The sequence below is a fragment of the Ruegeria sp. I3 genome, from assembly GCF_056532525.1.
The window spans coordinates 624,614-636,706 of sequence record NZ_JBQFNI010000003.1; the positions used below are offsets into that span (position 1 = coordinate 624,614).

At 53.8% G+C, this 12,093-nt stretch carries 7 protein-coding genes and 1 pseudogene; 3 read left to right on the plus strand and 5 right to left on the minus strand.

The features are described 5' to 3' along the window. Positions 1 to 234 precede the first annotated feature (234 nt). Positions 235 to 2,148 (plus strand): M10 family metallopeptidase C-terminal domain-containing protein, encoded by a 1,914-nt coding sequence (locus ACR0L9_RS11310; protein ID WP_480895685.1) that lies wholly within the window; start codon positions 235 to 237, stop codon positions 2,146 to 2,148. 20 nt (positions 2,149 to 2,168) lie between these two features. On the opposite strand, the gene ACR0L9_RS11315 is transcribed toward ACR0L9_RS11310, so the two are convergent. From ACR0L9_RS11315 to ACR0L9_RS11325, 3 genes are all read right to left on the minus strand, one after another. After that, entirely contained in the window at positions 2,169 to 3,476 is a 1,308-nt protein-coding gene (locus tag ACR0L9_RS11315) for an HlyD family type I secretion periplasmic adaptor subunit (RefSeq protein ID WP_170561493.1), read from the minus strand. After that, on the minus strand, positions 3,476 to 5,215 hold the full coding sequence (locus ACR0L9_RS11320; protein ID WP_170394562.1) for a type I secretion system permease/ATPase: 1,740 nt from the start codon (positions 5,213 to 5,215) through the stop codon (positions 3,476 to 3,478). Before ACR0L9_RS11320 ends, ACR0L9_RS11315 begins: the two co-directional genes overlap by 1 nt. A gap of 360 nt (positions 5,216 to 5,575) precedes the next feature. Next, positions 5,576 to 6,907, minus strand: a complete 1,332-nt coding sequence (locus tag ACR0L9_RS11325) for a nucleotide sugar dehydrogenase (RefSeq protein ID WP_480895686.1) — start codon at positions 6,905 to 6,907, stop codon at positions 5,576 to 5,578. A 355-nt stretch (positions 6,908 to 7,262) separates the two neighbouring features. Here ACR0L9_RS11325 and ACR0L9_RS11330 point away from each other — a divergent pair. Both ACR0L9_RS11330 and ACR0L9_RS11335 read left to right on the plus strand, forming a co-directional pair. Beyond that, positions 7,263 to 7,376, plus strand: a pseudogene (locus ACR0L9_RS11330) (IS5/IS1182 family transposase); the annotation flags it as partial. Positions 7,377 to 7,620: 244 nt separating this feature from the next. Next, the gene (locus ACR0L9_RS11335; protein ID WP_480895687.1) at positions 7,621 to 9,600 is read left to right on the plus strand and encodes a bifunctional 2',3'-cyclic-nucleotide 2'-phosphodiesterase/3'-nucleotidase; all 1,980 of its coding nucleotides are present in this window, start codon (positions 7,621 to 7,623) and stop codon (positions 9,598 to 9,600) included. A gap of 89 nt (positions 9,601 to 9,689) precedes the next feature. Here ACR0L9_RS11335 and ACR0L9_RS11340 read toward each other — a convergent pair whose 3' ends face one another. After that, positions 9,690 to 10,838, minus strand: coding sequence for an amidohydrolase (locus tag ACR0L9_RS11340; protein WP_480895688.1), 1,149 nt, complete (start codon positions 10,836 to 10,838; stop codon positions 9,690 to 9,692). A 108-nt stretch (positions 10,839 to 10,946) separates the two neighbouring features. Next, on the minus strand, positions 10,947 to 11,963 hold the full coding sequence (locus ACR0L9_RS11345) for a GlxA family transcriptional regulator (protein WP_480895689.1): 1,017 nt from the start codon (positions 11,961 to 11,963) through the stop codon (positions 10,947 to 10,949). Positions 11,964 to 12,093: the final 130 nt, after the last annotated feature.

Below are 12,093 nucleotides of genomic sequence, written 5' to 3' on the forward strand. Positions count from 1 at the left end.
TGGAACTGAAGTCCTTGTTTTCACCACATTTCTGTTCTGGTTCAGAACCGAACATCGTTTCATCCTGTATGTGTTGCCAGGGGTGGCAGGGGGTAATGGGCGATGATGCTTCAGTTCGAAAGAGTGGTGGCAACGGGGACCGCAGCGCTCGATTCAGGTATCGGCGATACGGCTTTAAAAACGTTTAACGGGGAAACGTATCTTTACAGCACGAGCGGACCCGGGGGAGGGCTCGTGTCTTGGCACCTTGTGGAGGGGGCTGGCCCACAAGAACAGGACCAACAATATTTCGATGCCTCGATTGCCCATCAGGTCGGGCACAGCGGAACCCCGATTCATCTGGCGGGCAATGATCAACTGGTCCTCGACGTCGATACTGCCACAGGGCTTGTGGGTTATGAACTAAACGCGGATGGCACTATGGGTGCCTTGCAAGAAACCGATGCCTTGACGGGCGGCGGGGATATCGCTGCAGCGGTCCAGGTAACGATTGGGGCTGGCGACTTGCTTGCGCTTGCGCATGAGGACACAGGCCAGATCGGCACCTATAGTATCAATGGTGATGGATCGCTGAGCCCGGCGCATAGCATCAACGCGTCTGCCAGTACGCTTCAGACCCTGCAATCGGGGTCGAATCATTTCATTGTCGGCGCAGATGCAACCAGTGGAACAATCTCGTCATATTCGATCGATCAAGGCAGTGGCGTGCTCTCTGAGGTTGCCGGTAATGACGATATCCAAACGCTGGGCATCAGTTCTCCTACGGCGGTTGAGACAATTCAAGCCTATGGAAAGTCATGGATTGTTGTGGCCGGATCACAAAGCAATTCGCTAAGCGTTATGGAATTGGACGCCAGCGGGCAGTTAAAGCCGACGGATCATATTCTGGACACCCTGCATACCCGGTTTGGGGCCGTACAGGATCTTTCAGTCCTTGAGGTTGATGGTCGGGTTTTCGTGGTGGCTGGGGGCGGGGATGATGGGATCACGCTGTTTACAATGACGCCGGACGGGCAGCTCATCCATATGGATAGTTTTGCTGATACCCTGGACAGTGGATTGCAAAATGTTCAAACGATCAGCGTTGCGCATATGGGGGATGAACTGCAGATATTTGTATCATCTCAACACGATGCAGGGCTCACTCAGCTGAGTATATCGATTGCCGACCTTGGAATTGTTGCCGAAGGGTTCGGAACAGTAACCGGAACCGCGCAGGACGACATGCTAAAAGGCGGTGTACTGGACACTATTCTGGACGGCGGAGCAGGGGACGATATGCTGATTACGGGCACCAGTTCCACGACCATGACGGGTGGTGCTGGTGCGGACATCTTTGTGATCCGTCAAACAAGTGGCCCGACTGTGATCACGGACTTTCAGGCCGGCACCGATCGTTTGGATCTGACCGATTATCCGTTTCTGCGCACCCCAGCGCAGTTGGATTTCACTTCCACCGCTCGAGGCGCCCAAATCGCTTATCGCGACGAAACGATAGAACTTGTTTCAGCTAATGGCACGTCCCTGACAACTGAGCAGGTATTCGGCGCAGGGTTTGGTGGTCCCGATCATATTCCTGTCAATCTGGGTAGCGGGCCGGATAACAACTCATCAGACGGGGTAGCTGGTGGGTTCACGCTGAATTCGACGACTCCAAACGCAGCGTTGGGAAATGCTGAAATCCGGTTCACCCCAGACGGAGGGTCTGCAATTGTTGCGCAGGCAAATGCACAAGGTGAATTTGATCTGGATCTACCAGACGGCGCGTTTTCCGGCCAATTGGACATCATCAAATCGTATTCAACGGCTAGCAGCGAGATAACAGCGCTGGATGCATTGCAGGTTTTGCGCATGTCGGTTGGCCTTGATCCGACATGGGGTCCGGCAACGGCCGAAAATTACATTGCGGCCGATATCACCCGGGATGGATCGGTAAACGCGTTGGATGCACTGGCAATTCTTCAGGTTGCGGTTGGCCAGCCTTCTGCGCACAACGCTGAGTGGGTTTTTCTGGATGCAAATGCGGATCTATCCGGAATTTCACGCAGCAACGTCACCTACGAAACCGGAGCAGAGGTCACTATTGTTGATAGTGATCTGTCGGTCGACATGACCTCAATACTGCTTGGCAATATCGAGGCAGTTTGAATGAGACTGCGTGACCGGTGCTATTCTCGAAACGCGCGGTAGAAGTAATCTGCCAATGGTTTGACCAGGTAAGAAAGCGGAGTGCGTTCATCAGTTTTGATCATGGCTTCGACAGGCATACCTGGCAACAGTTCCTGACCATTCAAACGGTCCAGTTGTCCTTCGTCAGGCACAACTTCAGCACGGTAGAAGGTAAAGCCGCTTGTCTCATCTGTGAATGAATCTGCTGATACATTGATCACACGGCCATTCAGCTCAGGCGTGTCGCGTTGATTGAATGCGGGAAAGCGCAGGGCGACTTCCTGCCCGCGATGTAACTGATCCACATGCAACGCATCCACCCGTGCTGCGACCAACAAGGGCGTATCCTGCGGCACTACATACATCATCGGCTCACCCGGCTGGATCACAGACTGGATGGCAAAAACCTGACTGTCGTAAACTGTGCCAGCGACGGGTGCACGGATGTCTAGACGCGACAAACGCTCGGAAAGGGAAAGACGACGTTCTGCCAGTTCTACAACGCGAGACTGCACATCCCGAAGCTCGGTGATGGCTTCTTCGCGCCGCGTGGCCTGCAATTCAACAATTTGAATCTCGGTCGTGGCGATCTGGCCTGTCAGTCGCGCAACTGTGGATTCGAGGCTGCCGATTTGCCCTGTTAGATTTGCCTCTTCCCGCTGCAATGCAGAAACGCGGCTGGCCTGTGTCAGGCCGCGATCAAGCAAACCTTGCTGATCTTCGAGCTCCGTTCTGATCAATTCGACCTGAGTATTCAGTGACGCCAATTGCGCCTGCGTCCCCTCAATTTCGTTCTGGATCTGTATCTTCTGTTTCCCAAGCTGGTCGATCTGCTGGGTCAGCGTTTCCAACCTGGCGTTGAACAGACGTTGTTGGCCTTCCAACAGATCGTCGTCGATCGATTCGCGGGTTTTGAGCTCTTGCAGATTTTTCTTCAACGTATCTGCGTTAGCACCATCCCGTTCAGCCTCTAGCCGAGTCTTTCGGGCAAGTAACTCAAATAGCTGAGATTCCACGATCGTTTGCTCCGAGGCCAAAAACGTATCGTCAAGCCGCAGCATCATGTCCCCACGCGCCACTGCATCACCGTCACGTACGAATATCTCGCCTACAACGCCACCATCGGGGTGTTCGATGACCTGACGATTGCTCTGAACTTCGATCACACCTTGCGAGATAATAGCACCGGCCAGCTCAGTGCGGACGCTCCATAATCCCAGTCCCAGGATCAAAACTGCCAGAGCCAAAAGGCCGACAAAAGCGGGCGCTTTAATACTCCAAACGGGACGTGAACTCTTGTCTGCCATTATTCACCCACCTTGTTCAGGTGCCTTTTGATAACGTTGGCGTTTTGGACCATCGTGTTCAAAACTTCATCGCGCCCACCGGATTTGACGATCTGGCCTTTCTCGACAACGACAAGATCGTCGCATTCCGAGATCGCCTGAGGCCGGTGCGTCATGATAATCGTGGATTTGCCCGCGCTCTTGAGCTCGCGGACCGCGTTGTTCAGGGCGAGGGTTCCGTCTGCATCCAGGGCCGAGTTTGGCTCATCCAGAATCAACAATACCGGATTACCATAGAGAGCGCGCGCCAATGCAATCCGCTGTTTCTGCCCACCGGAAAGCTGGCTGTCATTGCCCTCAAGGAAGGTATCGTATCCTTTCTCAAGCCCCAGAATCAGCTCATGCGCATTGGCTGTTTTCGCTGCGGCAACTACAGCTTCGGGATCAGGGGTTTGTGACATCCGGGCGATGTTTTCAGCAACCGTTCCGTTAAATAGGGTCACTTGCTGTGGCAAATAGCCAATATGTTGCCCGAGATCATCAGGGTCGTATTGATCAAGTGTAGCGCCGGCCAAACGGATTTCCCCTGCCGCCGGTTGCCAAAGGCCCAACAACGCTTTGGCTAGGGTTGTTTTGCCAGACCCACTTTTACCAATCACACCCAGAGCTGTGCCGGGGCGCAACTCAAGTGCCGCATTCCGTAGTGTCGGTGTCTTCGCGCCCGGAGGGATCACCGTCAGGCCCTTTGCGACAAGATGTGCTTTCGGAACGGGCAATTTGGTGCGCGACGCCTCGGGGGGCGTTGAATCAAGAAATGTGTTCAGGTTAATCCATGCCGTGCGCGCGCGTTCGATCATCGACCATTGACCCACCGCCATTTCGACCGGAGCTAAAGCGCGACCTAGAAGGATCGTGCCAGCAATCATAGCACCGGGCGTCATTTCGTTGCGCAGAACCAGCAACGCGCCAAGCGCCAGCATGGCGGATTGCAAAAACAGCCGCAGAGACTTAGTCAACGAAGTAAAGCTGCCGGTCCAGTCGCTTGCGGATATGGATTGAGAAAGCGCCTCGGTGCGTTGGTTCAACCAGCGTTTTGAGACATCTTCCTGCATGCCCTGAGATCTGACGACCTCGGCAGCTTGTCTGGCGTGTTCAGAAAATGCATTTGCTTTGGCAGAGGCGATTTGAGCATCTGCCACTTTGCGATGGGTCAACGCTTGGTTTAGTAGGGCGATAACAACCAGAAGCGTTCCGCCTGCGACGGCCAACCAGCCTAGCAACGGGTGGAACAGGAAAATTGCAGCCACAAAGATTGGAGTCCAAGGGATGTCCATTACCGCCAACAAAACGGGCGAGGCACATAATGCACGGATCGATTCTAGATCTCGCAATGCTGTCGCAGGTGCTGATCGAACCTGTGGGAACAATGCGCGTCGCATGGTCCCTTCAAACACGCGTTCATCGAGTGCTGATTGAAATCGCGCTCCGAACCGAGCCACAATTCGGCCGCGCGCATAGTCCAACATCGCCATCAGCGCATAAAGCAGCGCGACAAGCAGAAATAGCGCTGATAAAGTCTCGACCGAGCGTGACCCAAGGACCCGATCATACACTTGTAGCATGAACAGCGGTCCGGTCAGCATAAGCAGATTGACAAAAACGCTGAAAATGAAGGCAAGCGCCAGGAAACTGTTCCCCTGATTACGCACCTTTCGCAGCTCATGGCGCTGAGGCGGGGTGTTGCGGTTTTTCAAGCTCACGCGTTTTGGCCCTTGATTGCTCACAATTGGAACTCGTCAACAGCCAATCTTCCTGTACCCGAAGGCGGCCTGACATTTCCCACAACTATATCTGCCTACCTGCACCGGAACAACGCGCGTTTCATGCGCCGCCAGTTGTTTAGGCGGTGTTCGTACCTATGAATTGATTGGAATGGCAGGAAAGTGCCGACATTTTTGCCTTGCGGGTCCAATACTCAGCGCATTCATCCAGCGCTTAGGACACCGTCAAACCATTCAGAGTTTTGGTCCCGCGTAAGCGATCATACGAGCGACAGCCGTTCCTAAGTACCATCCGCCAGGTGTTCCGGCTCAGCTACGCAGAGCCGGACGCAGTTTCATTTAAGCACGAACAATATTTTGCTCAGAGGTACGGTATTTACCGCGGGTGTCGATGAGGAGCTTCGCGTGTTTTTTGATCAACTCATAATCAAAGGCATCGTGATTGGTCGCCAGAATAACTGCATCCTGCTCCGACAGAACCTCAGGGGTAAGGGTCTCAGATGACAATTCGAAGAAGTGTTCCCGCATCGTGGGAAACTCGGGCACATGGGGGTCCGAGTAGCTGAGGTCTCCGCCATTGTCTCGGATCAGCTCCATCAAGCTGACAGAAGGGCTCTCACGCATGTCGTCGACATTTTTTTTGTACGCGATGCCCAAAACCATAATTTTACTGCCACGAATCGCTTTGCTGCGATCATTCAGCGCATTGGCGAGTTTGCCAAACACATATTCCGGCATCGCCGTGTTCACTTCACCGGCCAATTCGATGAAGCGTGTGTTGATGCCGTATTCACGTGCTTTCCAGGTCAGGTAAAATGGATCGATGGGGATGCAGTGCCCTCCAAGTCCCGGACCCGGATAGTAAGGCGTGAACCCGAAGGGTTTGGTCGCGGCCGCGTCGATAACCTCAAAAATATCGATCCCCATGCGGTCAGCAACGATTTTCATCTCGTTCACGAGGCCAATGTTTACCGCCCGGTGGATATTTTCCAGAAGCTTTGTCATCTCGGCAGTTTCAGTCGAGCTTACTGGTACGAGTTTATCAATTGCGTGTTCATAAAGCGCGATACCCGCTTTCAGGCAGGCGCCTGTATGCCCGCCGACAACCTTTGGGATGGTATTGGTGGTAAAATCCGGGTTGGCTGGGTCTTCCCGTTCAGGTGAGTAGACCGCAAAAATATCCTCGCCGACCTTGAGGCCGTTCTTCTCAAGCCGAGGCAAAACTTCTTCTTTGGTTGTGCCTGGATAAGTTGTGCTTTCCAGTGCAATAACCTGTCCCGGACGCAAATGATCTGCTATCTGATCGCACGTGTCGGTGACAAAGCTCAGATCTGGCTCGCGATATTTGTTGAGTGGCGTTGGCACGCAAAGCATAATGCCATCCGCCTCAGCGATACGCGAAAAATCCGTGGTAGCCTCGAACCCATTTTCCCGTGCCGCTGTGATGCGGGCATCGTCGATATGCTCAATCGAACTGTGACCGGAGTTTAAGTCCTGCACCTTTGTGGCATCCAGGTCGAAGCCAATGACCCGGTATCCAATTTCGGTATATCTGAGGGCCAGGGGCTGTCCAACATATCCCAGTCCAACAATCCCGATCACAGCCTGCTTCGCATTAAGTTTGTGTAGCAGGTTGTCCAGTGATGTCTGTGTCATGACAAAATCGCTCATTATCTAAGTCTGCGCAGGAAAGTCAGAGGGGGCCCGAATACGAAGTCGCGTCTCTACTAGTTGCTTTGGTGGAAAAGGCAATGGGTATTTGCTTTTCAAACAGTTTTGGCCATCGTAACTTCGTCAAGTTCGGAAGCCATTGACTTGCAGCTTTCACTTTTTTCCCGATTGGAAAATTGAACTGAAATCATGATTGAGTTCATCGGCTGGCTGACGCGCAGATAGCACGCCTAGACCCTTCATCCCGAAGTCGCCTAGAAAGCCCCGGTTCGACGATAGGTGTGTATTGAGAGAAATAGTCTTTTTCATTCACAATGATATGCGCTGACGTGCCGCTCCTGCCGATTATGGTCCGCGCAAGACCCCGGTCAAATATGACAAGCGTCGGTACAGACGGCAAAACCGCATCGAGATCATATCCGATAGGCTCAAGGGTCTAATGCGCGTTGCGACGCGCTTTGACCGCTGTCTGTCTCTCAGCCATCGCTCTCGCGGAAACCGCCATCCATCGGTTGGAAGGCCTGACGATGCGGGCAGTTCACTGCAATCGCCTTTGGTGCGTAAAGTGGCTTGGACTGTACAATTCAATACAATAGGCTTTTAGGATCCTACCCCCAAGTTCGACATGTTTGATGCAAAGATCTTCACTGTCATACCCTTGTTGTGAAAAGCATCCAGAACACGCGTCGATCCACAAACCTGAGAGGTGCCTTATGTCCTATTCCAATCGTAGTTTGATTTCGCGCCGTCAGTTTCTTGCCACTACGACCGCCAGCGCTGCTGCCATCACCTTGCATCCCTTTTCGGCGGCGGCGGCCAACAATCAGGCGCATCTGAGGATCATGGAAACCACTGACATCCATGTTCACGTGTTCCCATACGATTACTATGCGGACAAACCTCGCGATACAGTTGGCTTGTCGCGAACCGCTTCGATCATTAATGAGATACGCTCAGAGGCGACTAATTCGCTGCTCGTCGATAACGGAGATTTTTTGCAAGGCAATCCGATGGGCGACTATATCGCCTATGAACGTGGCATGAAAGAAGGCGACAGCCATCCGATCATCACTGCCTTCAATACTGTTGGTTATGACGCTGCCACTTTGGGCAATCACGAGTTCAACTATGGCCTAGATTTTCTTGAAAAAGCGCTTGCTGGTGCAGAATTCCCCGTGGTTCTGGCCAATGTTGCAAAAGAGACTGGGGCGTCCCCCCGCGATGATACGACTCTGGTGAAGCCCTATGCCATCCTTGAGCGTGAGATTGAAATGGGGGATGGCAGCAAGCATCCGATCAAGGTTGGTGTCATCGGATTTACTCCGCCTCAGATCATGAACTGGGATCGCAAGCATCTGGAAGGCAACGTGCAGGCGCGTGACATAGTCGAAACGGCGCAGGCTTATGTCCCCGAGATGCAAGAGCAGGGTTGCGACCTGATCATCGCCTTGTCGCATTCCGGCATTGGGGATGCGGATCACGCTGATGGAATGGAAAATGCTTCAGTCGTTTTGGCAGGGGTCGATGGCATCGACGCGCTGGTGACCGGGCACAATCACCTCGTATTCCCGTCCGCTACCTTTGCTGATCGTCCCGGCATTGATGTCGACAAGGGGACCTTGATGGGCAAACCGGCGGTGATGGGCGGATTTTGGGGGTCACATCTTGGCCTGCTGGATCTGCTGCTTGAGCGCGACGGAAACGAATGGCGGGTTGTGACGACAACGTCCGAGGCGCGCCCGATTTCAAAGCGAAACGAAGACCGTTCGATCACCGCACTTGTTGGCGACGATCAGAAGGTGCTGGACTCGGTGGCGAAAGATCACGACGAAACACTGGCCTATGTACGCCGCGCGGTCGGCAAGACTTCGGCTCCGCTGCACAGCTACTTCGCGTTAGTTGCGGATGACCCATCGGTGCAAATCGTCTCGATCGCGCAGAAATGGTACGTCGAAGAGATGATGAAGGGCACCGAACATGAAGGTCTGCCCATCCTATCGGCTGCAGCGCCGTTCAAGGCCGGGGGTCGCGGCGGCCCGGACTATTACACAGATGTTCCGGTGGGCGATGTTGCGATCAAAAACGTGGCTGATCTTTACCTGTATCCCAATACCGTGCGCGCGGTACGCGTGAACGGTGCTCAGGTTCGGGGTTGGTTGGAACGCTCGGCGGGTATGTTCAACCAGATCGAGGCGGGATCCGAGGATGCGATTTTGCTAAACCCGGACTTCCCTTCCTACAATTTCGACGTGATGGACGGTGTGACCTACCAGATCGACTTATCGCAACCGTCGCGCTTTGGACCCAAGGGGGAAGAGATCAACCCGGATGCAGCCCGTATCGTAGATTTGGCCTTCAACGGTGAGGCGGTCACGGATGACATGGAGTTCATCATTGCCACCAACAACTATCGTGCTTCGGGCGGCGGTTCTTTCCCGGGCGCAATGGGTGATACCGTCGTGTTCGAAGCCCCTGACACCAACCGCGACGTGATCGTGCGGTATATCGTCGAGCAAGGAACAATCGATCCCAAGGCCGATGCAAACTGGTCGTTTGCGCCGCTTTCTGGCACCACCGTGTTGTTTGAAACTGGTCCAAAGGCGCGCGACTACATGGGCGAAGTCAAAGGCGTCACCATCGAGGATGCCGGTGAAGGCGCTGATGGGTTTGCGGCATTCCGCATCAGGCTCTAGCAAGGGTAAGGTCCAAATTATAGTGTGAGCGGCCGTCTTAGATCATTCATCTGACGGCCGTTCGAAGGTGCTATGTTGCTGGGCCCCGTTCAGTCTTCGTCTTGAAGCGGAAGCCTATCGCGCACGAGATTTGCCCAGAATTCCGCGCCGATCGGCAGTAACGCATCGTTGAAATCGTAGTCGTTCGAATGCAGCGGTTGACCATTGGGGCCGGATTCACCGTTGCCCAATAGGATAAAGCAGCCGGGTACGGCTTTGCAAAAATGCGCGAAATCCTCTGAAAAGCTCATCGGTTGACGATTGGGAAGTGTGTCCAGCCCGGATAGCTGCGCGACGCGGATGGCAGCCTCGGTCGGGATCGGTGCGTTGACTGTTTCGATGAATTCGGTTTTGAAATCCACTTGGACTTCGACGCCATGGGCGGATGCGATGCCATGTGCAATCTTGCGCATTTGTTCTTCGATCTTGTTTCGATCTTCAGGGCTGCGAGCCCGCGCATCACCCTTTAGCGTCGCGGTTCCTGGCAGGACGTTGCGCTGCCCATCGGTCAGAAATTCGGTCACCGACACAACCGCCCCGGCGCCCGGGGCCAGCTTGCGCGCAACAATTGTCTGAAGCGCCAGAACGATTTCTGCCCCCACGGTTAGCGCATCACGTCCAGACTGCGGCATGGACGCATGGCCGCCTTGCCCATTGATCGTAATTTCGAAAAGGCTTTCCGATGTGCATATTAAACCGGTTCGGGTCGACATCTGCCCGACGGGTGCCCCGGGCAGGTTATGTATGGCGTAGACTTCTTCGATTGGAAATCGCGTTAGGACATCTTCGTCCAGCATCGCTTTGGCCCCCAGGCCAAGCTCTTCATTCGGTTGAAACAGGAACACCACCGTGCCGCTGAAACCGGAATCCGAGGACAAAGTCTTTGCTGCGCCCAACAGCATCGTCATGTGACCATCATGGCCACAGGCGTGCATAATGCCGGTATTTTGTGACACGTAATCATGATCGCTGGCTTCCTGAATGGGTAGCGCGTCCATATCTGCGCGTAATCCGATCGCGCGGTTGCCTTGACCGGCCCTGAGGATACCCACCACGCCCACGCCTTCATGAACTTCAAGCCCGTATTGACGTAGCAGCGCCGCAACTTTGGCTTTGGTTTTCGTTTCATTGAAGCCCAATTCGGGGTGTCTGTGGAATGACCGCCTAAGTTGGCGAAGTTCGGGTTGGTTCAATTCCATGGCGGTTAATGTTCCCAGATTATAGGTGCTATCCGAGCGGGGCGAACTCGGACTCTAGCCCTGATTGGTAGAGTACGATGGCAGACGGGTCCACCGGCCCGGCATCTCTCAATCGTTCTGTCCCGACCAGCCTCGCCTGAATGAAGTCGGCGCTGCGCCGTATCGTTTCTTGAACCGAACTGTCAGTTGGGTCGCGCTGCCAAAACCCGTGGCGGCCGCAATTTCAGCAACGGTCATTTCTGTTTCGCTTAGCAACGCGTAAGCGCGCGCCACACGCAACTCGATGTAGAATTGTACCGGGGAAACCTCGACATATTTTTGAAACAGCCGCTCCAACTGTCGGCGAGAAATCTGAACGATCTTGGCGATCTCAGAGATATCCAGAGGCTCTTCCAGATTCTCATGCATGATCTGGATGGCGCTGATCAGGTATTGGTTCCGACTGCCCAACGCGACAGAAAACGCGGATTTCTGGAGCGTTTTTTGATTGTTGGATCGTGAGTGGATGCACATGTCCGAGACGATGATGGCCAGATCCTTTCCGAAGTCGGTTTCAATCATGTCCAGTACCATATCGGTTGCCGCGTTACCTCCACCGCATGTCATCAGATCATTGTCAATCTCATACAGGTTAGCCGATGGTGTCAGGTGTTCGAAGTGTTCAACAAAGGCGGGTTGGTTTTCCCAATGCAGTGTGAACCTCTTGCCGGTCAGCATACCTGCCTTGGCCAGCGTAAATGCGCCGGTACAAATTCCACCAAGCTTGCAGCCAAACGCTTTCTGACGGCTGATCCACGAAAGGATCGTTGAATTAATGCTTTCCGATGGTTCGATCCCTGAACACACAAACAATCTGGATGATCGCGGTAAATTATGCAGAGCCAAGTCAGCTGCTATTTCGACTCCATTGGAGCATCGAACAGGGTTCCCATCCTCTGAGATCAGAAACCACTTGTAGAGCTCTTTGTTGGTGACCTGATTGGCGATCCTCAGCGGTTCAACCGCTGCGCTAAAGGCAAGCATGGTGAGTTTCGGCAGCAACAGAAAATAGATCTCGTTGGATGATCCGTCATAATCGATGTCGAACGTCGCGGCCCCTTTCGGAACGAAATTCCTAGGTTTCATGCTCTCTTTTCCCAGTGCGGACTTGGATGGATAACCGGCCCGTACAATATCGTATCGATCGAAACACCAGCGTATCAACTTCGCAGATCTCAAGCGAGAGGTCCTACGACAACAATTGGCCAGCGCGTAG